This is a genomic window from Piscinibacter sp. (assembly GCF_047600445.1).
Lineage (GTDB): Bacteria > Pseudomonadota > Gammaproteobacteria > Burkholderiales > Burkholderiaceae_C > Piscinibacter.
Map to the genome: position 1 here is coordinate 1,084,508 of NZ_JASGKT010000002.1, position 19,620 is coordinate 1,104,127.

19 protein-coding genes and 1 pseudogene are annotated in these 19,620 nt (G+C 71.2%); 11 read left to right on the forward strand and 9 right to left on the reverse strand.

Translation table 11 applies throughout. The features are described 5' to 3' along the window. Positions 1 to 100 precede the first annotated feature (100 nt). The 4 genes and pseudogenes from QM792_RS09220 to kynB form a co-directional block, all read right to left on the reverse strand. Positions 101 to 477 (reverse strand): annotated as a pseudogene (locus QM792_RS09220) (GNAT family N-acetyltransferase). A gap of 79 nt (positions 478 to 556) precedes the next feature. Then, on the reverse strand, positions 557 to 1,396 hold the full coding sequence (kynA, locus tag QM792_RS09225) for a tryptophan 2,3-dioxygenase (RefSeq protein ID WP_415149397.1): 840 nt from the start codon (positions 1,394 to 1,396) through the stop codon (positions 557 to 559). A gap of 22 nt (positions 1,397 to 1,418) precedes the next feature. Then, positions 1,419 to 2,702, reverse strand: coding sequence for a kynureninase (gene kynU, locus QM792_RS09230; protein WP_415149399.1), 1,284 nt, complete (start codon positions 2,700 to 2,702; stop codon positions 1,419 to 1,421). Continuing rightward, the gene (kynB, locus tag QM792_RS09235; RefSeq protein WP_415149400.1) at positions 2,699 to 3,325 is read right to left on the reverse strand and encodes an arylformamidase; all 627 of its coding nucleotides are present in this window, start codon (positions 3,323 to 3,325) and stop codon (positions 2,699 to 2,701) included. The genes kynU and kynB overlap by 4 nt, the downstream gene beginning before the upstream one ends. Positions 3,326 to 3,400: 75 nt before the next feature. On the opposite strand from kynB, the gene QM792_RS09240 reads away from it, so the two are divergent. Genes QM792_RS09240 through QM792_RS09275 form a run of 8 tightly spaced genes read left to right on the forward strand, consistent with a single transcriptional unit; the run spans position 3,401 to position 12,008 of the window. Next, complete coding sequence (locus QM792_RS09240) at positions 3,401 to 5,752, forward strand: bifunctional salicylyl-CoA 5-hydroxylase/oxidoreductase (protein ID WP_415149401.1); 2,352 nt, start codon at positions 3,401 to 3,403, stop codon at positions 5,750 to 5,752. A 2-nt stretch (positions 5,753 to 5,754) separates the two neighbouring features. Next, positions 5,755 to 6,249 (forward strand): MarR family winged helix-turn-helix transcriptional regulator, encoded by a 495-nt coding sequence (locus QM792_RS09245; RefSeq protein ID WP_415149403.1) that lies wholly within the window; start codon positions 5,755 to 5,757, stop codon positions 6,247 to 6,249. Next, positions 6,246 to 7,085 carry an enoyl-CoA hydratase family protein gene (locus tag QM792_RS09250; protein ID WP_415149404.1) on the forward strand — a complete coding sequence of 280 codons (840 nt, stop codon included), beginning with the start codon at positions 6,246 to 6,248 and terminating at the stop codon, positions 7,083 to 7,085. Before QM792_RS09245 ends, QM792_RS09250 begins: the two co-directional genes overlap by 4 nt. A 1-nt stretch (position 7,086) precedes the next feature. Then, positions 7,087 to 8,247: an acyl-CoA dehydrogenase family protein gene (locus QM792_RS09255; RefSeq protein WP_415149406.1), complete on the forward strand. Its 1,161-nt coding sequence runs from the start codon at positions 7,087 to 7,089 to the stop codon at positions 8,245 to 8,247. Between the two features lie 3 nt (positions 8,248 to 8,250). Next, on the forward strand, positions 8,251 to 9,873 hold the full coding sequence (locus QM792_RS09260) for an AMP-binding protein (protein WP_415149408.1): 1,623 nt from the start codon (positions 8,251 to 8,253) through the stop codon (positions 9,871 to 9,873). Next, positions 9,873 to 10,268, forward strand: a complete 396-nt coding sequence (locus QM792_RS09265; protein WP_415149410.1) for a RidA family protein — start codon at positions 9,873 to 9,875, stop codon at positions 10,266 to 10,268. Before QM792_RS09260 ends, QM792_RS09265 begins: the two co-directional genes overlap by 1 nt. Before the next feature lie 20 nt (positions 10,269 to 10,288). Next, positions 10,289 to 11,200, forward strand: a complete 912-nt coding sequence (locus QM792_RS09270; RefSeq protein ID WP_415149412.1) for a DMT family transporter — start codon at positions 10,289 to 10,291, stop codon at positions 11,198 to 11,200. A 19-nt stretch (positions 11,201 to 11,219) separates the two neighbouring features. Continuing rightward, positions 11,220 to 12,008: an SDR family oxidoreductase gene (locus QM792_RS09275; protein WP_415149414.1), complete on the forward strand. Its 789-nt coding sequence runs from the start codon at positions 11,220 to 11,222 to the stop codon at positions 12,006 to 12,008. Here QM792_RS09275 and QM792_RS09280 read toward each other — a convergent pair whose 3' ends face one another. Further along, positions 12,009 to 12,941, reverse strand: a complete 933-nt coding sequence (locus tag QM792_RS09280; RefSeq protein WP_415149415.1) for a DMT family transporter — start codon at positions 12,939 to 12,941, stop codon at positions 12,009 to 12,011. 92 nt (positions 12,942 to 13,033) lie between these two features. On the opposite strand from QM792_RS09280, the gene QM792_RS09285 reads away from it, so the two are divergent. Beyond that, complete coding sequence (locus tag QM792_RS09285) at positions 13,034 to 14,026, forward strand: quinone oxidoreductase family protein (protein WP_415149417.1); 993 nt, start codon at positions 13,034 to 13,036, stop codon at positions 14,024 to 14,026. 284 nt (positions 14,027 to 14,310) lie between these two features. Here QM792_RS09285 and QM792_RS09290 read toward each other — a convergent pair whose 3' ends face one another. Continuing rightward, positions 14,311 to 14,505 carry a hypothetical protein gene (locus QM792_RS09290; RefSeq protein WP_415149419.1) on the reverse strand — a complete coding sequence of 65 codons (195 nt, stop codon included), beginning with the start codon at positions 14,503 to 14,505 and terminating at the stop codon, positions 14,311 to 14,313. 72 nt (positions 14,506 to 14,577) lie between these two features. Beyond that, the gene (locus QM792_RS09295; RefSeq protein ID WP_415149421.1) at positions 14,578 to 15,396 is read right to left on the reverse strand and encodes a DUF2189 domain-containing protein; all 819 of its coding nucleotides are present in this window, start codon (positions 15,394 to 15,396) and stop codon (positions 14,578 to 14,580) included. Positions 15,397 to 15,608: 212 nt separating this feature from the next. Between QM792_RS09295 and QM792_RS09300 the strand changes: the two genes are divergently transcribed. Beyond that, entirely contained in the window at positions 15,609 to 16,394 is a 786-nt protein-coding gene (locus tag QM792_RS09300; RefSeq protein ID WP_415149422.1) for a transporter substrate-binding domain-containing protein, read from the forward strand. Positions 16,395 to 16,421: 27 nt separating this feature from the next. Here the strand turns inward: QM792_RS09300 and QM792_RS09305 are convergent, their stop codons facing one another. Then, a complete protein-coding gene (locus tag QM792_RS09305) occupies positions 16,422 to 18,116 on the reverse strand; it encodes an ABC1 kinase family protein (RefSeq protein WP_415149424.1) in 1,695 nt (564 codons plus the stop codon). Positions 18,117 to 18,211: 95 nt separating this feature from the next. Here QM792_RS09305 and QM792_RS09310 point away from each other — a divergent pair, with 95 nt between their 5' ends. Then, positions 18,212 to 19,117: a DUF4399 domain-containing protein gene (locus tag QM792_RS09310; RefSeq protein ID WP_415149425.1), complete on the forward strand. Its 906-nt coding sequence runs from the start codon at positions 18,212 to 18,214 to the stop codon at positions 19,115 to 19,117. Positions 19,118 to 19,122: 5 nt separating this feature from the next. On the opposite strand, the gene lspA is transcribed toward QM792_RS09310, so the two are convergent. Further along, a complete protein-coding gene (lspA, locus tag QM792_RS09315; RefSeq protein ID WP_415149426.1) occupies positions 19,123 to 19,620 on the reverse strand; it encodes a signal peptidase II in 498 nt (165 codons plus the stop codon).

Sequence of the window (19,620 nt, forward strand, 5' to 3'; positions counted from 1 at the left end):
GCTGCCGCTGGCCGAGGACTTCGCGTCGCTGTTCCTGTGCACCGGCCGCGAAGCGTTCACGGCCCACCGGCCCACGCGCAGGGGCCGGTCTTCATGAACCTCATCGAGCGGTGAAGCCGTGATGCTTGACGACCTTGTCGTAGAGCATCCGCCCGACGGCATTCGTCTCGTGCGTTTGCCAATAGACCCGGGTTGCCACCGCCGCCTTGGCCCGGGCGCAGACGGCTTCGACCCGGGTCATGCCGCGATGGAACAGGTAGTGGGCGAGGCCGACGAGACGGCCTTGATCGTCCTGAGCGACCAATGCAAAGACCGGCTCGTGCGGGTCGAAGAATCGCCGCCAGGCGGTCTGGGTGATGTGTTCGGGCAGCGCCGTGTCGCCGTGCCGTCCATAGAAAAGGCGTTGTAGCCCTCCCAGAGAGGACGCCAGGATGAATCGTCTTCTTGCGTGGGCGGGCGAATGGCAGGAGAGAGCATGACTCTGGACTCCACCTTTGCGCGCGGCGAATGTCAGTCCGGCCGCTCGAACAGCCTGCCGGCGCGTGACGCGCCCCGCTCAGAGATCGGTGCGCAGCTTCCAGATCTCCGGGAACAGCACCGTATCGAGCATCTTGCGCAGGTAGCCGACACCGCTGGTGCCGCCGGTGCCGCGCTTGAAGCCGATGATGCGCTCGACGGTGGTGACGTGGCGGAAGCGCCAGAGGCGGAAGGCGTCTTCGAGGTCGGTCAGTTCCTCGCCGAGCTGGTACAGGTCCCAGTGCCGCTCGGGGTCGCGGTAGACCGCCAGCCAGGCCTGCTCGACGGCGTCGCTGGCCGGGTAGGGCTGCGTCCAGTCGCGTTCGAGGTGGCTGGCCGGCACGGGCAGGCCGCGGCGCGCCAGCAGGCGCAGCGCTTCGTCGTAGAGCGAGGGCGCGCGCCACGCCGCTTCCACCCTGGCCAGCAGGTCGGGGCGGTGCGAGTGCGGCCTGAGCATCGCGGCGTTCTTGTTGCCGAGCATGAACTCGATGCAGCGGTACTGCCAGCTCTGGAAGCCGCTGCTGTTGGCGAGGTAGGGGCGGATCGCCGAGTACTCCGGCGGCGTCATCGTCGCCAGCACGTCCCAGGCGTGCACCAGTTGCTCCATGATCCTGCTGACACGCGCCAGCATCTTGAAGGCGCTGCCCAGCTCGTCGCGCGCGATGCAGGCCAACGCGGCGCTCAGCTCGTGCAGCATCAGCTTCATCCACAGCTCGCTGGTCTGGTGCTGCACGATGAAGAGCATCTCGTTGTGGTCGGGCGAGAGCGGCTTCTGCGCGTTCAGCACGGCGTCGAGCTGCAGGTAGTCGCCGTAGCTCATGTCGCGCGAGAAGTCGAGCTTCGCGCCCTCGTCGTGCACGATCCTCTCGGTGTCGCTCATGCCAGCCCCTCGTCCGACGCCGTCATGTCACGGCCGCCTTCTGGTTGAAGCGCGCCTGCCGCCACTCGCCGGTGTCCAGCACCTGGCGCAGGTGCTCGACGGCGTCCCACACCTCGGCGAAGCGGGTGTACAGCGGCGTGAAGCCGAAGCGCAGCACGTCGGGGGCGCGGAAGTCGCCGATCACGCCGCGTGCGATCAGCGCCTGCACGATCGCGTAGCCGCCCTCGCGGCGCGCGAGGTTGACCTGGCTGCCGCGCAGCGCGTGTTCGCGCGGCGTGACCAGTTCGAGGCCGTGGCCGGCGCAGCGCTGTTCGACCAGCGCGATGAACAGGTCGGTCAGCGCCAGCGACTTGCGGCGCAGCGCCGCCATGCCGCCGGCCGGCTCGGCGGCCAGCAGCGTGTCGATGCCGGCGTCCAGCGCGGTCAGGCCCAGCACCGGCGGCGTGCCGCAGGCGAAGCGCGCGATGCCGCCGGCGGGGCGGTAGTGCGGCGAAAAGTCGAACGGCGCCACATGGCCGAACCAGCCCGACAGCGGCTGCCACAGGTCGTCGCGCTCCATGCGTTGCAGATGGCGCGGATGCACCCACAGGAAGGCCGGTGCGCCCGGGCCGCCGTTGAGGTACTTGTAGCCGCAGCCGACGGCGAAGTCGGCGTCGGCCGCGTTCAGGTCCACCGGCACGGCGCCGGCGGAATGCGCCAGGTCCCACAGCGCGAGCGCGCCGCAGTCGTGCGCCGCGCGGGTGAGCGCCGCCATGTCGTGCATGCGCCCGCTGCGGTAGTTCACGTGGGTGAGCATCAGCACGGCCAGCGAGGGGCCGAACTGCGCCGCGATCTCGTCGGGCTCCACCAGGCGCAGCTCGAAGCCGTGCTGCCGCGCCAGGCCCTCGGCGATGTAGAGGTCGGTGGGGAAGTTGCTGCGCTCCGAGACGATCACGCGCCGCGCCGCATCGCCGCTGCCGCGCCGTTGCCCGACCAGCAGCAGCGCCGCTGCCAGCACCTTGTAGAGATTCACCGAGGTCGATTCGCCGGCCAGCGTCTCGCCCGGCTGCGCGCCGATCACGCGGCCGATCTTGTCGCCCACGCGCTGCGGCAGCGTCACCCAGTTCGCGCTGTTCCAGCTCCGGATCAGGCCCTCGCCCCATTCCTGCCGCACCGCCCGCGCCACGCGCTGCGGCGCGGCCGCGGGCAGCACGCCCAGCGAGTTGCCGTCGAGGTAGATCACGCCCTCGGGCAGCGTGAACTGCGCGCGCAGCGCGGCCAGCGGGTCGCTCGCGTCCAGCGCCAGCGCGTCTTGTCGGGTCGTCATGCAAGCTCCCTCAGGATGGCGCGCACCGGGCTCGCGCAGGCCTGGGCCAGCTTGAGCGGCAGCGCGATCAGTTCGTAGTCGCCGGGCGGCACCTCATCGAGCACCAGGTTTTCCAGCACGCGCAGGTCGTGCTTCAGCAGCAGATGGTGGCTGTCCAGCGTCTTGCTCGTGGCCGGGTCGACCGACTGGCTGTCGATGCCCACCAGCCGCACGCCGCGCGCGGCGAGCAGCGCGATGGTCTCGGGCGCGTAGGCGGCGAAGTCGTCCGACCACGCGGTCGGCGCGCGTTCGCAGGTGCGCACCAGCACGCGCGGCGGAAGCGCGTCGAGCGCGTGGGCGACGTGTTCGGGTTTCACCAGCGCGCCGCAGCCGATCGCGTGGATCACGCGGCACGGGCCGATGAAGGGCGCCAGCGGCAGCTCGCCGATGGCCGGCGCGCCGTCGGCGTAGTGCAGCGGCGCGTCGGCGTGGGCGCCGAGGTGCGGCGAGAGCGTGATCGCGCTGAGGTTGACCGGGCAGCCGGGGCCGATGCGCGCCGTCCAGCGCTGCTCGTAGGCCTGGTCGCCGGGGAAGGGCGGCGTGGCCGGGCCCAGCACGGGGGAGATGTCCCACAGACGGCTCATGGTGGCTTCAGTATAAATGCTTGACACTTGAAATATCAAACCATAAAGTTGATTCGACACGACGGAGACGACGGCATGCGCATCACCTGCATCGGCGGCGGCCCGGCCGGCCTGTACTTCGCGCTGCTGATGAAGCTGCAGGACGCCGCCCACGAGGTGACGGTGATCGAGCGCAACGCGCCCACCGACACCTTCGGCTGGGGCGTGGTGTTCTCCGACCAGACGCTGGGCGCCCTGAAGCGCGCCGACGCCAAGACCGCCGGCCGGATTCTCGACGCCTTCAACCACTGGGACGACATCGACGTGCACTTCCGCGGCCGCACGCTGCGTTCGTCCGGGCACGGCTTCTGCGGCATCGGCCGCATGCGGCTGCTCGACATCCTGCGGGAGCGCTGCGAGGAACTGGGCGTGGCGATGCGCTACCGCAGCGAGTGCGTCGACGACGCCGGCATCGACGCCGACCTGATCGTCGCCTGCGACGGCCTGAACAGCCGCTTTCGCGGCAAGTACGCCGCCACCTACCAGCCCGACATCGACCTGCGCCGCTGCCGCTTCGTCTGGCTGGGCACGCACAAGCTGTTCGACGCCTTCACCTTCGCGTTCGAGAAGACCGAGTGGGGCTGGTTCCAGGCGCACGCCTACCGCTTCGACGCGACCACCTCGACCTTCATCGTCGAGACGCCCGAGGAAGTGTGGCGCGCCGCCGGGCTCGAGCAGATGAGCAAGGAGGAGGGCATCGCCTTCTGCGAGAAGCTGTTCGCCAGGTACCTCGACGGCCACGCACTGATGAGCAACGCGGCGCACCTGCGCGGCTCGGCGCAGTGGATCCGCTTCCCGCGCGTGGTGTGCAAGCGCTGGGTGCATCACAACGGCCGCGCGCCGGTGGTGCTGATGGGCGACGCGGCGCACACCGCGCACTTCTCGATCGGCTCGGGCACCAAGCTGGCGCTGGAGGACGCGATCGCGCTGGCCGAGCGCATCGCCGCGCACCCCGGCGAGCTCGCTGCCGCGCTGGGCAGCTACGAGGCGCAGCGCGGCGTCGAGGTGCTGAAGATCCAGAACGCGGCGCGCAACTCCACCGAGTGGTTCGAGAACGTGGCGCGCCACGCCAAGCTGGAGCCCGAGCAGTTCGCCTACGCGCTGCTGACGCGTTCGCAGCGCATCTCGCACGAGAACCTGCGCCTGCGCGACGCGGGCTACGTCGGCGCGCTGGAAGGCTGGCTGGCGGGCAGGGCGGGTTTGTCGAACGAGCCGGTGCCGCCGATGTTCACGCCCTTCACGCTGCGTGGGCTGACGTTGAAGAACCGCGTCGTGGTGTCGCCGATGGCGCAGTACAGCGCGGCCGAGGGTGTGCCCGGCGACCACCACCTCGTGCACCTGGGCGCGCGCGCGATGGGCGGCGCGGGCCTGGTCTTCGCCGAGATGACCTGCCCCAGCGCCGACGCGCGCATCACGCCGGGCTGCCCCGGGCTGTGGAACGACGCGCAGACGCAGGCCTGGAAGCGCATCGTCGACTTCGTGCACGGCCATTCCACGGCGAAGATCGCGATGCAGCTCGGCCATGCCGGTCCCAAAGGCTCGACGCGCGTGCCTTGGGAGGGTGAGGACCTGCCTTTGGCGGACGGCAACTGGCCGCTGCTCGCCGCCTCGCCGCAGCAGTACCTCGACGGCGTCAGCGCCTGGGCGCGCGCCGCGACACGCGACGACATGGCGCGCATCCGCGACGACTTCGTCGCCGCGACCCGGCGCGCCGACGAGGCCGGCTTCGACTGGCTGGAACTGCACTGCGCGCACGGCTACCTGCTGTCGGCCTTTCTCTCGCCGCTGACCAACCAGCGCGACGACGAGCACGGCGGCTCGATCGAGAACCGCCTGCGCTTCCCGCTCGAGGTGTTCGCCGCGATGCGCGCGGCGTGGCCGCGGCACAAGCCGATGTCGGTGCGCCTGTCGGCGCACGACTGGGTGCCGGGCGGCAACACGCCGGCCGACGCGGTGGAGATCGCACGCGCCTTCCAGCGCGCCGGCTGCGACCTGATCGACGTGTCTTCCGGCCAGGTCAGCAAACAGCAGCGGCCGGTCTACGGCCGCATGTACCAGACGCCCTTCGCCGACCTGATCCGCAACGAGCTGGGCATCGCGACGATGGCGGTCGGCGCGATCAGCGAGGCCGACCACGTCAACAGCATCGTCGCCGCCGGCCGCGCCGACCTGTGCGCCATCGCGCGGCCGCACCTCGCCAACCCGGCCTGGACGCTGCTCGAGGCGGCCCGCATCGGCCACACCAGCGGCGTCGGCGCCGACTGGCCGGTGCCCTACCTCTCGGGCAAGGCGCAGCTCGAACGCAACCTGGAACGCGAGCGCCAGTTGGCCGCGGCGAACGCCGGCCTGTCGGCGCAGGAACAGGCCAACCTGGCGCAAGGAGTCTGACGATGACGCTCGTCGATGCCGAATCGCGGGTCGAGGCCGATCACCACCAGGCCATCAAGCTGTGGCTGCGCCTGCTCGCGTGCACCACGCGCGTCGAGAACGTGGTGCGCCAGCGCCTGCGCAGCGAGTTCGGCACCACGCTGCCGCGCTTCGACCTGATGGCGCAGCTCGACCGCGAGAGTCAGGGCCTGAGCATGGGCGAGCTGTCGGCGCGCTTGATGGTCACCGGCGGCAACGTCACCGGCATCGTCGACCAGCTCGAAGGCGAGGGGCTGGTGGTGCGCGAAGACCACCCCAGCGACCGGCGCGCCTACCGCGTGCGCCTCACCGCCGCGGGCCGGCGCCAGTTCCGCCGCATGGCGGCCGTGCACGAGACCTGGATCGTCGAGATGTTCGACGGCTGGAATGCCGCGCAGAAGACCCAGGTGCACGGCCTGCTCGCCACGCTGAAGCGGCACCTCGCGGACTTGGAAAACCAACGACAGGAGAACGCATGACGCCCCACCTCGCCGGCGGCAACCGCCGCACGACGGCCGAGCTGAAGCCGGCTCATTTCGGCTGGCGCGTCGAGCGCCGCGTCGGCGTGGTCACGCTGAACCGGCCCGAGCGCAAGAACCCGCTGACCTTCGACTCCTATGCCGAGCTGCGCGAGCTGTTCCGCACGCTGGCCTACGCCGACGACGTGCGCGCCGTGGTGGTGCAGGGCGAGGGCGGCAATTTCTGCTCGGGCGGCGACGTGCACGAGATCATCGGCCCGCTGACCGGCATGACCATGCCCGACCTGCTCGCCTTCACGCGCATGACCGGCGATCTCGTCAAGGCGATGCGCGCCTGCCCGCAGCCCATCGTCGCGGCGGTCGACGGCGTGTGCGCCGGCGCGGGCGCGATCGTCGCGATGGCGTCCGACCTGCGCGTCGGCACGGCGCGCAGCAAGGTGGCCTTCCTGTTCACGCGCGTCGGCCTGGCCGGCTGCGACATGGGCGCGTGCAGCATCCTGCCGCGCATCGTCGGCCAGGGGCGCGCCTCGGAGCTGCTCTACACCGGCCGCGCGCTGCCGGGCGACGAGGCGCAGGCCTGGGGCTTCTACAACCGCCTGGCCGAGCCGGAGGCCCTGGGCGGCGCCGCGCTCGACTGGGCCGCCGAACTCGCCGCCGGCCCGAGCTTCGGCCACGCGATGACCAAGCGCATGCTGCATCAGGAGTGGGCGATGGGCGTGGACGAGGCGATCGAAGCCGAGGCGCAGGCGCAGGCGATCTGCATGGCGACGCAGGATTTCGAGCGCGCCTACCACGCCTTCGTCGCGAAGCAGAAGCCGCGCTTCGAAGGCGACTGAGATGAAACACGATCACCTGGCCTGGCCGTTCTTCGAAGACAGGCACCGCGAACTCGCGGCGCACCTGGGCGCGTGGGCGGCCGCACACCTGAACGGCGCCAGCCACGCGGCGGACGTCGACGCGCAGTGCCGCGCCTTCGTGCGCCAGCTCGGCGCGGCCGGCTGGCTGCGCCACGCGGTGGCCGGCACGGCCTACGGCGGCGCCGGCGAGGCCATCGACACGCGCGCGATCTGCCTGCTGCGCGAGACGCTGGCCTTCCACCACGGCCTGGCCGACTTCGCCTTCGCGATGCAGGGCCTGGGCTCGGGCGCGATCTCGCTGGCCGGCACGCATGCGCAGCGCCAGCGCTTCCTGCCGCGCGTCGCCGAGGGTGCGGCGCTGGCGGCGTTTGCGCTGTCCGAGCCCGAGGCCGGCTCCGACGTGGCGGCGATGGCCTGCGCCGCGCGCGACGACGGCGACGCCTACGTGATCGACGGCGAGAAGACCTGGATCAGCAACGGCGGCATCGCGGACGTCTACGTGCTGTTCGCGCGCACCGGCGAGCAGCCGGGGAGCCGCGGCATCAGCGCCTTCATCGTCGAGGCCGGCACGCCGGGCTTAGAGATCGCCGAGCGCATCGCCGTGATCGCGCCGCACCCGCTGGCGCGGCTTCGCTTCACGAACTGCCGCGTGCCGAAGGCGAACCGCCTCGGCGAGCCGGGGGAGGGCTTCAAGATCGCGATGCGCACGCTCGACGTGTTCCGCACCTCGGTGGCGGCGGCCGCGCTCGGCTTCGGCCGCCGCGCGCTGCACGAGGGGCTGGAGCGCGCGAAGTCGCGTCCGATGTTCGGCCAGCGCCTGGCCGACTTCCAGTTGACCCAGGCCCGGCTCGCGCAGATGGCCACCACCATAGACGCCGCCGCCTTGCTCACCTACCGCGCCGCCTGGCAGCGCGACCAGGGCCGCACGGTGACGCGCGAGGCCGCGATGGCCAAGATGGCCGCCACCGAAGGCGCGCAGCAGGTGATCGACGCGGCGCTGCAGTTGTGGGGCGGCGCCGGCGTGGTGCACGGCAACGTGGTGGAGTCGCTCTACCGCGAGATCCGCGCGCTGCGCATCTACGAGGGCGCCACCGAGGTGCAGCAACTGATCATCGGCAAGGACTTGTTGAAGGAGGCTTGAAAGATGGCGTCAGCCCACGTCGACACCTTCGCCGCGCGCAACCTGCCGCCGCGCGAGCAGTGGCCCGAGTTCCTGTTCGACTCGCCGGAACTGCAGTTCCCCGAGCAGTTGAACTGCGCCACCGAGCTGCTCGACCGCTGGGTCGAGCGCGGGCAAGGCGATCGGTTGTGCGTGCAGGGCGCCGGCGTGCGCTGGAGCTATGCCGATCTGCAAGCGCAGAGCAACCGCATCGCCCGCGTGCTGGTCGAAGACATGGGCCTGGTGCCCGGCAACCGCGTGCTGCTGCGCGGCGCCAACTCGCCGATGCTCGCGGCCTGCTGGTTCGCGGTGATCAAGGCGGGCGGCATCGCGGTGGGCAGCATGCCGCTGCTGCGCGCCAAGGAGCTGACGCAGATCGTCGTCAAGGCCGAGATCACGCATGCGCTGTGCGACGCGCGGCTGGCCGAGGAACTGGCGCTGGCGCGCCCGGCCTGCCCGACGCTGGCGCGGGTGCTGCACTTCCACTCGCCGGATGCCGATGCGCTCGACGCGCGCGCCGCCGCCAAGCCGGCGAGCTTCGAGAACGTACGCACCGCCAAGGACGACACCTGCATCATCGCCTTCACCTCGGGCACCACCGGCCAGCCCAAGGGCACGATGCATTTCCACCGCGACGTGATGGCCGCCTGCGCCTGCTGGCCGCGCCACGTGCTGCGGCCCACGCGCGACGACGTCTTCATCGGCAGCCCGCCGCTGGCCTTCACCTTCGGGCTGGGCGGGCTGCTGCTGTTCCCGCTCTCGGTGGGCGCGTCCACCGTGCTGCTCGAGAAGGCCTCGCCCGACGCGCTGCCGGCGGCGATCGCGCAGTACCGCGCGACGGTGTGCTTCACCGCGCCGACCTCGTACCGCGCGATGGCCGGCGCGGTGCTGGCCCCCGGCGCCGGGCACGACCTGTCGTCGCTGCGCAAGTGCGTCAGCGCCGGCGAGGCCCTGCCCGCCGCGACGCGCGCGCTGTGGAAGCAGGCCAGCGGCATCGAGATGATCGACGGCATCGGCTCCACCGAGATGCTGCACATCTTCATCTCGCACGACGAGGCGCACGCCAGGCCCGGCGCCACCGGCACCGCGGTGCCCGGCTACCTGGCCTGCGTGCTCGACGAGCAGGGCCGGCCGCTGCCACCCGGGCAGGTGGGCCGCCTCGCGGTGAAGGGGCCCACCGGCTGCCGCTACCTCGCCGACGAGCGCCAGCGCAACTACGTGCACGACGGCTGGAACCTCACCGGCGACGCCTACATGGTCGACGACGAGGGCATGTTCGTCTACCAGGCGCGCACCGACGACATGATCGTCAGCGGCGGCTACAACATCGCCGGGCCGGAGGTGGAGAGCGCGCTGCTGCTGCACCCCAAGGTGGCCGAGTGCGGCGTGATCGGCGTGCCCGACGCCGAACGCGGCCAGATCGTCAAGGCCTTCGTCGTGCCCAAGCCGGGCGTGGAGCCCGGCGATGCGCTGGCGCGCGAGCTGCAGGACCATGTGAAGCAGGCCATCGCGCCCTACAAGTACCCGCGCGCCGTCGAGTTCCGCACCGCGCTGCCGCGCACCGAGACCGGCAAGCTGCAACGCTTCAGGCTGAGGCAGGCATCGTGATGCAAGTGCTGCACCCCCCGGGCTGGGACAAGCCCAAGGGCTACGCCAACGGCGTCGCCGCCGAAGGGCGGCTGGTGTTCGTCGCCGGCCAAATCGGCTGGAACGCGGCGTGCCGCTTCGACAGCGACGACTTCGTCGCGCAGACGCGCCAGGCGCTGGCCAACGTGGTCGCGGTGCTGGCCGAGGCGGGCGCGAAACCCGAGCACATCGTGCGCATGACCTGGTACGTGACCGACAAGCGCGAGTACCTCGCGCGCGGCCGCGAGATCGGCGCGGTGTTCCGCGAGCTGATCGGCGTGTACCACGCGGCGATGAGCGCGGTGCAGGTGGCCGCGCTGATGGAAGACCGCGCCAAGGTGGAGATCGAGGTCACGGCCGTCGTGCCTTCTTCCTGATCCGTAGAATCCCGCGGGCCATGACTTCGCCCGCGGCCGCCACCGCCGCTCCCGCCCCCGTGCTGCCCGGCCTGGCGCTCGCCGCCGCCGGTGCGATCGCCTTCTCGGGCAAGGCCATCATCGTCAAGCTCGCCTACCGCTACGGCGTCGACGCGGTGACGCTGATCATGTACCGCATGCTGTTCGCGCTGCCGCTGTTCGTCGTGCTGGCGTGGTGGGCGGGGCGCGGCAAGCCGGCGCTGACGCGGCGCGACTGGCTGGCGGTGCTTGGCCTGGGCTTCAGCGGCTACTACCTGTCGAGCTTTCTCGACTTCGCCGGGCTGGCCTACGTCAGCGCCAGCTTCGAGCGGCTGGTGCTCTACCTCAACCCGACCTTCGTGCTGCTGCTCGGCTGGGTGTTGTTCGGCCGCCGCGCCAGCGCGCGCCAGTTGATCGCGATGGCGGTCAGCTACGGCGGCGTGCTGCTGGTTTTCGGCCACGAGCTGCAACTCGCCGGGTCCGACGTGGCGCTGGGCGCCGCGCTGGTGTTCGGCAGCGCGCTGAGTTATGCGGTCTACCTCGTCTACAGCGGCGAGGAGGTCAAGCGCCTCGGCTCGCTGCGCCTCACGGGCCTGGCCACCAGCGTGGCCTGCGTGCTGTGCATCGCGCAGTTCGTGCTGCTGCGTCCGCTCTCGGCGGCGACCAGCGTCGCGCCCGAGGTGATCTGGCTGTCGCTGCTGAACGCCACGCTGTGCACCTTCGCGCCCGTGCTGATGGTGATGATGGCGATAGAGCGCATAGGCGCGACGCTGGCCGCGCAGACCGGCATGCTCGGGCCGATGTCGACCATTCTGATGGGTGTGTGGCTGCTCGGCGAGCCGTTCACGGTGTGGGTGGCGCTGGGTACCTTGGCCGTGCTGACCGGCGTATGGCTGCTCGCGCGCTGGCGCTGACTTTTTCGAGGCAACGAACATGGATCTGGGCATCTCGGGCCGCTGGGCTCTGGTCTGCGCGGCGAGCAAAGGGCTAGGCAAAGGCTGCGCGATGGCGCTGGCCGGCGAGGGCGTCAACGTGGTGATCACCGCGCGCGGGGTCGAGGCGCTCGAAGCCGGCGCCGCCGAGATCCGCGCCGCGCACCCTGGCGTGCAGGTGGTGGCGGTGGCGGGCGACATCGCCACGCCCGAGGGCCGCGCCGCGGCGCTGGCGGCCTGTCCGCAGGTGGACATCCTCGTCAACAACGCCGGCGGCCCGCCGCCGGGCGACTTCCGCGACTGGGACCGCGAGGTCTGGCTGAAGGCCATCGACGCCAACATGCTCGCACCCATCGAGCTGATCAAGGCCACGGTCGACGGCATGGCCGCGCGCGGCTTCGGGCGCGTGGTGAACATCACCTCGGGCGCGGTGAAGGCGCCGATCGACATGCTGGGCCTGTCGAACGGCGCGCGCAGCGGCCTGACGGGCTTCGTCGCCGGGCTGGCGCGCCAGCCGCACCTGGCCTCGGCCAACGTGACCATCAACAACCTGCTGCCCGGCTGGTTCGACACCGATCGTGTGCGCACCACGCTGCAGGCCGCCGCCGCGAAGAGCGGGCAGAGCGCGCAGGCGCTGATCGAGAAGCGCCGCGCCGGCATTCCGGCGCAGCGCATGGGCCGTGCCGACGAGTTCGGCGCGGCCTGCGCCTTCCTGTGCAGCGCGCAGGCGGCCTACCTCACCGGCCAGAACATCCTGCTCGACGGCGGCGCCTACCCGGGCACCTTCTGATCAGGCCCGGCACGCCGCGCGCACGCCGAACGACGAGACCACGATGCCCGCGGCGATCAGCGCGAAGGCCGCGGCGTGGAACCAGCGCGGCGCCTCGCCCAGCAGCGCGGCCGACAGCAGCGCGGCGAACACCGGCGTGAGGTTGGAGAAGAAGGTCGCCACCGCCGGCCCCACCGTGGCCACGCCCAGCCCCCAGGCGCGGTAGGCGATCAGCGAGGGCCCCACCGCCACGTACAGCAGCGCGGCGCAGACGGCCGGCGTCCAGGCGATGGCGACCGGGGTCAGCGGCGCTTCGACCGCGGCGGCGAGCGTCGCCCAGGCGCTGCCGAACAGCATCTGCACGAACAGGAACTCGGCCCAGTTCCAGGCCGGCCGTTCCTGCCCGCGCAAATGCGCCGGCGGCCGCGCCAGCATCCAGCTGTAGCCGGCCCACAGCAGCACGGCCAGCAGCATGAACAGGTCGCCCGGCACCAGGCGCACCTCGCGCAGCGCGGCGAGGCTGCCGCGCGAGATCACCAGCAGCACGCCGGCCAGCGACAGCACCGCGCCGAGCAACTGGCGCGGCGTCGGCCGCTCGCCGAAGAACAGCAGCCCGACCAGCAGCATCCACACCGGCGAGCTGGCGGCGATCAGCGTCACGTTCAGCGCCGTGCTGGTCTGCACCGCCAGGTATTGCAGCGCGTTGTAGCTGCCCACGCCGAGCAGACCGAGCAGCGCGAAGTGCTTCCAGCGCGAGGCGATCTGCCGCGTGTCGCGCAGCACGCGCCAGCCCAGCGGCAGCAGCAGCACGAGCGCCAGCCACCAGCGCATCGCGTTGAGCGCGATCGGCGGCACCGAGCCGACCAGCGCGCGCCCGACCACCGCGTTGCCGGCCCACAGCAGCGGCGGCAGCGTCAGCAGCAGGGCGAGGCGCGGGGTGAGAGGCGAACTCAAGGAAGCGGAGGGCGCCGCGCCCCGTGGAGCGGCAGCGCGCAAAGGCTGGCACGATAGCGGATTCGCGCCATTCACTCCCGAGGACTCCAACGATGCCCCAGACCGTCAAGGCCATCCGCGTCGCCGCTTACGGCGGCCCCGAAGCGCTGCAACTCGAAACGCTGAGCGTCGGCGAGCCCGGGCCGGGCGAGATCCGCATCCGCCACCATGCCTGCGGCCTGAACTTCATCGACGTCTACCAGCGCACCGGCCTGTACGCCAACCCGCTGCCGCTGGCGCTGGGCATGGAGGGCGCCGGCGTCGTCGAGGCGGTGGGCGAGGGCGTCACGCACCTGAAGCCCGGCGACCGCGCCGCCTACGCCAGCAACCCGCCGGGCGCCTACAGCGAGGCGCGCGTGATGCCGGCGAAGTCGGTGTGCCGGCTGCCCGACGAGATCGACTTCGAGACCGGCGCGGCGATGATGCTCAAGGGCCTGACGGTGCAGTACCTGCTGCGCCAGACGCAGCCGGTGGGCGGCCTGCAGGCGGGCGACTTCGTGCTTTTCCACGCGGCGGCCGGCGGCGTCGGCCTGATCGCCTGCCAATGGGCCCGGGCGATGGGGCTGAAGCTGATCGGCACCGCCGGCAGCGACGAGAAATGCCGCCTGGCGCTGGAGCACGGCGCGGCGTTCGCGATCAACTACCGCAAGGAAGACTTCGTCGAGCGCGTCAGGCAGATCACCGGTGGGCAGGGCCTGAAGGTGGTGTACGACTCGGTGGGGGCCGACACCTTCGTGCGCTCGCTCGACTGCCTGCGCCCCTTCGGGCTGGGCGTGAACTTCGGCAACGCCTCGGGCAAGGTGCCGCCGCTCGACCTCGGCCTGCTGGCCGCCAAGGGCTCGCTCTACGTGACGCGGCCGACGCTGTTCGTGCACATCGCCACGCGCGAGGCGACGCAGGCGATGGCCGACGACCTGTTCGGCATGGTCAAGAGCGGCGCGGTGAAGATCCGCATCGACCAGCGCTATGCGCTGAAGGACGCGGCGCAGGCGCACCGCGACCTGGAAGCGCGCAACACCACGGGGTGCAGCGTGCTGCTGCCGTAGACATCCCGTTCGGGCCAAAGCCCTTCGACAAGCTCAGGGCGAACGGGATACCTCCCGATCATCCTGAGCAGGGTCTGAGCTTGTCGAAGACCCGTGTCGAAGGGCAAGCTCAGGGCGAACGGAATACCTCCCGATCATCCTGAGCAGGGTCTGAGCTTGCCGAAGACCCGTGTCGAAGGGCAAGCTCAGGGCGAACGGAATACCTCCCGATCATCCTGAGCAGGGTCTGAGCTTGCCGAAGACCCGTGTCGAAGGACAAGCTCAGGGCGAACGGAGGAGGTCTGTCAGGCGTTGACCGGCTTCCAGTAGCGCTGCTCGAGCGCCTTCGCGTCCGTGAGCCGCAGCTTGAGCAGCAGGCGTTCGCCGAAGGTCAGCGGTTGCAGCCGGCCGTCGGGCAGCGCCAGCACCGGGCCGAGGATGGGCTCGTCCTCGATGCGCGATTCCTGGTAGGCGCGCACGGGCAGGGTCTCGTCGTTCATGCGGTGTCTCCGTCCTGCTTGTGTGTAACAGGAGGTATTTTACCGATCGGTCGAACACTGCGCGAAGCGCTGTTACGTAACCGTGGCCTCTGGCGCCACACCCACGGCGGCGCGGTAGGCATGCCACGACGCATGGCCCAGCACCGGCCCGACCACCAGCAGGCCGAGGAAGCCGGGCAGCAGCGCCAGCACCACCAGCAGCGTCAGCGTGGCGCCCCACACCAGCATGGGCCAGGGCTGCGTCAGGCACAGGCGCAGGCTGGTCAGCGCGGCGCTCACCGCATCGACCGAGCGGTCCAGGATCATCGGGATCGAGACCACGCTGATCGCGAAGATCAGCCCGGCGAACAGCGCGCCCACGCCGATGTAGGCGACGATGAAGCCGAGGTGCTCGGGGTCGAACAGCGCCGCCAGCGAGCCCTTGAAGTCGGGCATGCCGTCGAAGCTGACGGCGAACACGATCAGCGAGGCGCGCCCCCAGAGCATCTCCAGGATCAGCAGCACGCCGCCGAAGATCGCCATCGTGCCGGCGCGCGACTCCCAGGCGATCAGCGAGGCGCCCAGGTCGGGCGGCTCGCCGCGCTCCAGCCGCCGGCTGGCGTCGTACAGGCCCAGGCACAGGAAGGGCCCCATCAGCAGGAAGCCGGCCGACAGCGCCAGCACCCAGGCCGGCGCGTGGCGGTAGGTCCACAGCAGCGCCCAGCCCATCACCGCGAAGGCGGTGCCGTAGAACAGGCCGATCTGCGGCGCGCGCAGGAAGTCGCGCCAGCCCAGGTGCAGCCAGCGCAGCACGTCGTCGGCGCGCAGCGGGTTCAGCGGCAGCTCGAGGATCGAGGGCGCGGGCGCGGGCGCGGGCGGGGGCGGAGCGTCGTCGGCGGGCGTGTCGTTCATGGCGGCCATTGAGCCGTGCCGAGGGGCGGCGCGCATCCGGGCGCGCCCTAGCTGGGCAAGGACGAGGATCGCGTTCGCATCGCTGTCCGGTGGCACGCCTCCTGCTGGCGGCAAGGCACCCAGGCTTGGCGCCGCACCGCCGCGGTGCGGCGCCGGGCCGGGTGTGTACCCCTTCGAACCCGCGCCGCACGGCGGCGCCGCTGGAGACCCCGATGACACATCGACGCCGTTTGTTGGTGGCCGCCGCTGCGGCCTGGTTGCTGCCCCTGCAGGCGCAGGCGCAGGCCGCGCTGGAGCAGATCATGGCGCGCAAGACGATCCAGATCGCCATTCCCACCGACTTCCCGCCTTATGGCTTCGTCGGCACCGACCTGAAGCCGCGGGGCCTGGACATCGACATGGCCGGCTACATCGCCGACAAGCTGGGCGTCAAGCTCGAGCTGGTGTCGGTGACCAGCGCCAACCGCATCGCCTACCTGCAGACGAAGAAGGCCGACCTGGTGATCTCCACGCTGGGCAAGAACCCGGAGCGCGAGAAGGTCATCGACTTCACGGCCGCGTATTCGCCCTTCTTCCAGGCGGTGTTCGCGCCGAAGAGCCTGCCGATAGGCGCCGCCGCCGACCTGGCGGGCAAGACCGTGGGCGTGACGCGCGGCGCGATCGAGGATCTGGAGCTGACGAAGATCGCGCCGCCCAGCGCCGACATCAGGCGCTTCGAGGACAACAACGCCACCGTCGCGGCCTTCGTCTCGGGCCAGGTGCAGGTGATCGCCACCGGCGCATCGGTGGCCGGCAACATGATGGCGCGCAACCCGGACCTGGGCGCCGAATACAAGTTCGTGCTGAAGGACTCGCCCAACTTCATCGGCGTCGCCAAGGGCGAGGATGCCTTGCGTGCCAAGGTCAACGAGATCATCGCCTCGGCCAAGGCCGCGGGCGAGCTGGACCGGCTCGCGAAGAAGTGGCTGGGGCGTCCGGCAGGCACGCTGCCGGACTGAGCCGGCGCGCGGCAGCGCGCCCCGGCGTCAATCGTCGTCGCGCCGGTGCGTGCTGCGCCAGATCGAGCGGATGAGCCACACGCCGCCGAGCGCGGCGGCGCTGAAGCCGAGGAAGCCGAAGGCCGGCAGGCCGAACAGCGTCGGGCCGCCCTTGACCGTCATCACGATCGACGAGCCGATGATCATCGCGGCGATCACCATCGCCAGCGCGAGGCGGTTGGCGGCGCGGTCGAGCTGGTCGCCGACGCGCTTGAGGTGCGCGATGTCGATGTGCAGTTGCAGCCGGCCGCGGCGCAGGTTGCGCAGCGCGCGCGACACGTCCTGCGGCAGCCGCTCGGCGGTGGCCAGCGCGCCGCGCAGCGTGTTCCAGGCGCGCGTGCCCAGGGCGCGCGGCGTGTAGCGCGCGCGCAGCACCTGGCGCAGCATCGGCAGCGCCTCCTGGGCCATGTGGAAGCCCGGGTCCAGGCCGCGGCCCATGCCTTCCAGCGAGATGAAGGCCTTGATCAGCAGCGCCAGGTCGGCCGGCAGCGCGAGGCGGTGCTCGCGCAGGATGGTGGTCACGTCGGCGAGCATCTGGCCGAGGTGCAGCTCGGCCAGCGGCGTGCCGTGGTACTGGTCGACGAAGGCCTCGATCTCCATCTCCAGTTGCGTCAGGCTGGCGCCGTGGCTGTCGCCGGCCCAGTCGAGCAGCACGTCGGCCACCGCCTGCGGCTCGCGCTGCACCAGCCCGAGCAGCAGCGAGAGCAGTTCCTCGCGGCGCCGCGCGGTCAGGCGGCCCACCATGCCGAAGTCGATGAAGGCGATGCGGTTGCCGGGCAGGTAGAAGACGTTGCCGGGGTGCGGGTCGGCGTGGAAGAAGCCGTCCTCGACGATCATCTTCAGCACCGCCTGCGCGCCGCGGCGCGCGAGCAGCGGCCTGTCCAGCCCCTCGGCGCGGACGCGTTCCAGGTCGTCGCCCTGGATGCCGGCGATGTACTCCTGCACGTTGATGCGCTCGTGCGTGTGCTGCCAGTGCACGCGCGGGATCTGCATGTAGGGCAGCACCGCCAGGTTGGCGGCGATGCGCTCGGCGTTGTGGCACTCGGCGGCCAGGTCCATCTCGCGCTGCAGCGAGCGGGCCAGCTCGCGCACCAGTTCGCGCGGGCGGTAGGGCCGCAGCGTCGGCATCTCGGCCTCGGCGATCGCGGCCAGGCGCTCGAGCAGGCGCAGGTCGGCCTCGACCACCTCGCGGATGCCGGGGCGGCGGATCTTCACCACCACCTCGGCGCCGTCGTTCAGCCGGGCGCGGTGCACCTGCGCGATCGACGCGGCGGCCAGCGGCTCGGGCTCGAAGTGCTCGAACACCGCTTCCGGCTCGTCGCCCAGGTCTTCGCGCAACTGCTCGCGCAGCGCCTCCAGCGGCAGCGCCGGCACCTGGCTGTGCAGGCGCGAGAACTCGGCGATCCACTCCGGGCCGAACAGGTCGGCGCGGCCGGCCAGCACCTGGCCGAGCTTGACGAAGGTCGGCCCCAGCTCCTCCAGCGCCAGCCGCACCTGCACCGGCGGCTCCAGGCGGGCCAGGTCGGCGGCGTGCTCGCGGCGCAGCACGTGGCCGGCGCGCTCCAGCGCGTCGGCCAGGCCGAGGCGGCGCACCGCGTCGCCGAAGCCGTGGCGAATCAGCACGCCGGCGATCTCGTTCATGCGCCCCAGATCGCGCGCGGCGCCAAGCGTCTCGATCAGCATGGGCGCGAGTATCGCGTGCCGGCCCGGACCCGGGGGCTTGACGCAGGACAGGTCGTCATGCCGCAATGCGGGACAGAGCCACTGACCTCGACAACATGCCGCGCTCCTTGCACGCCTGCCTCAGCCTGATCGTCGCCGTCTTCACGGTCGCCGCCACCACCGCCCACGCCGCCCCGCTGCCCAAGACCGATGCCGAGCGCAACTGCTGGCAGCGCTACACACGCGAGCGCACCCGCGTCGACCTGAAGGGGCTGACGGCGGTCAGTTTCTCCAACCTGCGCAACGGCTACCGCGTGCGCAGCCCCTTCCTGGTGGAGTTCGGCATCAAGGGCATGGGCGTGGTGCCGGCCGGCAAGGTGCTGGAGAACACCGGCCACCACCACATCCTGGTCGACACGGCGATGCCGCCCTCGGTGACCGACAAGCTGCCCTTCAACGACGGCCACCGCCATTTCGGCAAGGGCCAGACCTTCGCGGTGCTCGACCTGCCGCCGGGCAAGCACACGCTGCGGCTGTTGTTCGCCGACCACGATCACCGGCCGTATTTCGTGTTCAGCCCCGAGATCACCGTGGAGGTGACGGGCAAGCGCACGGCCGAGCCGCTGCGCATCGACCCGGCCGACCTGGAGGCGAGCTGCGCCGCCTGGTACCAGGACGAGCAGGCGCGTCCGCGCGCGCCGGGCGAGTGGGTGACGGTGACCAACGTGCGCGACGGCGAGGCGCTGGTCAGCCCGTTCACGCTGCAGTTCGGCGTCGAGGGGTACGGCGTCTGCGCCAAGGGTCAGAGCGCCGAGCGCACCGGGCACTTCATGCTCGACGTGCTGCGCGACGGCCGCGTCGTGCAGGCCAGCGACCTGTCCAACGGCGCGACCCAGGCCAACGTGTTCGTGCCGCCGGGCAGCTACCAGCTCAGGCTGCGCTTCGTCGACGGCAAGACCCAGCGCGACCTGCTGCCGCCCTACGAGCAGGGCGTGGTGGTGACGGCGCAGGAGCGCTTGTAGCGCCGTCAACTGCGGCGCACGCGCCGCAGTTCGTCGAGGATCAGCAGCGCCGCGCCGATGGTGATCGCGCTGTCGGCGATGTTGAACGACGGAAAGGCGCGGCCGGCGTAGTGCACCTGGATGAAGTCGACCACGTAGCCGTGCAGCAGGCGGTCGATCACGTTGCCCAAAGCGCCGCCGAGGATCAGCGACAGCGCCCATGCGAACAGGCGCTGGCCGCCGTGGCCGCGCAGCATCCAGACGATGAACACCGCCGCCGCGACGCCCAGGCCGACGAAGAACCAGCGCTGCCAGCCCGACGCGCCGGCCAGGAAGGAGAAGGCCGCGCCGGTGTTGTGCACGCGCACGACGTTGAAGAACGAGGTGACGGTGCGGCTGTCGCCGAGCTGGAAGTAGCCCAGGATCAGCGTCTTGGTGAACTGGTCGAGCAGGATCACGGCCAGCGCGATGCCCAGCCAGGGCAGCAGCGACGATGAACCCGACGAGGATTTGCCCCAAGCCAT

Bases quoted from the DNA above. Each gene is read 5' to 3' on its own strand.
- kynA (WP_415149397.1), bottom strand. From the start codon at position 1,396: ATGAGCGACACCGAGAGGATCGTGCACGACGAGGGCGCGAAGCTCGAC.
- kynU (WP_415149399.1), bottom strand. From the start codon at position 2,702: ATGACGACCCGACAAGACGCGCTGGCGCTGGACGCGAGCGACCCGCTG.
- kynB (WP_415149400.1), bottom strand. From the start codon at position 3,325: ATGAGCCGTCTGTGGGACATCTCCCCCGTGCTGGGCCCGGCCACGCCG.
- QM792_RS09240 (WP_415149401.1), top strand. From the start codon at position 3,401: ATGCGCATCACCTGCATCGGCGGCGGCCCGGCCGGCCTGTACTTCGCG.
- QM792_RS09245 (WP_415149403.1), top strand. From the start codon at position 5,755: ATGACGCTCGTCGATGCCGAATCGCGGGTCGAGGCCGATCACCACCAG.
- QM792_RS09250 (WP_415149404.1), top strand. From the start codon at position 6,246: ATGACGCCCCACCTCGCCGGCGGCAACCGCCGCACGACGGCCGAGCTG.
- QM792_RS09255 (WP_415149406.1), top strand. From the start codon at position 7,087: ATGAAACACGATCACCTGGCCTGGCCGTTCTTCGAAGACAGGCACCGC.
- QM792_RS09260 (WP_415149408.1), top strand. From the start codon at position 8,251: ATGGCGTCAGCCCACGTCGACACCTTCGCCGCGCGCAACCTGCCGCCG.
- QM792_RS09265 (WP_415149410.1), top strand. From the start codon at position 9,873: ATGCAAGTGCTGCACCCCCCGGGCTGGGACAAGCCCAAGGGCTACGCC.
- QM792_RS09270 (WP_415149412.1), top strand. From the start codon at position 10,289: ATGACTTCGCCCGCGGCCGCCACCGCCGCTCCCGCCCCCGTGCTGCCC.
- QM792_RS09275 (WP_415149414.1), top strand. From the start codon at position 11,220: ATGGATCTGGGCATCTCGGGCCGCTGGGCTCTGGTCTGCGCGGCGAGC.
- QM792_RS09285 (WP_415149417.1), top strand. From the start codon at position 13,034: ATGCCCCAGACCGTCAAGGCCATCCGCGTCGCCGCTTACGGCGGCCCC.
- QM792_RS09290 (WP_415149419.1), bottom strand. From the start codon at position 14,505: ATGAACGACGAGACCCTGCCCGTGCGCGCCTACCAGGAATCGCGCATC.
- QM792_RS09295 (WP_415149421.1), bottom strand. From the start codon at position 15,396: ATGAACGACACGCCCGCCGACGACGCTCCGCCCCCGCCCGCGCCCGCG.
- QM792_RS09300 (WP_415149422.1), top strand. From the start codon at position 15,609: ATGACACATCGACGCCGTTTGTTGGTGGCCGCCGCTGCGGCCTGGTTG.
- QM792_RS09305 (WP_415149424.1), bottom strand. From the start codon at position 18,116: ATGCTGATCGAGACGCTTGGCGCCGCGCGCGATCTGGGGCGCATGAAC.
- QM792_RS09310 (WP_415149425.1), top strand. From the start codon at position 18,212: ATGCCGCGCTCCTTGCACGCCTGCCTCAGCCTGATCGTCGCCGTCTTC.
- lspA (WP_415149426.1), bottom strand. From the start codon at position 19,620: ATGGCTTGGGGCAAATCCTCGTCGGGTTCATCGTCGCTGCTGCCCTGG.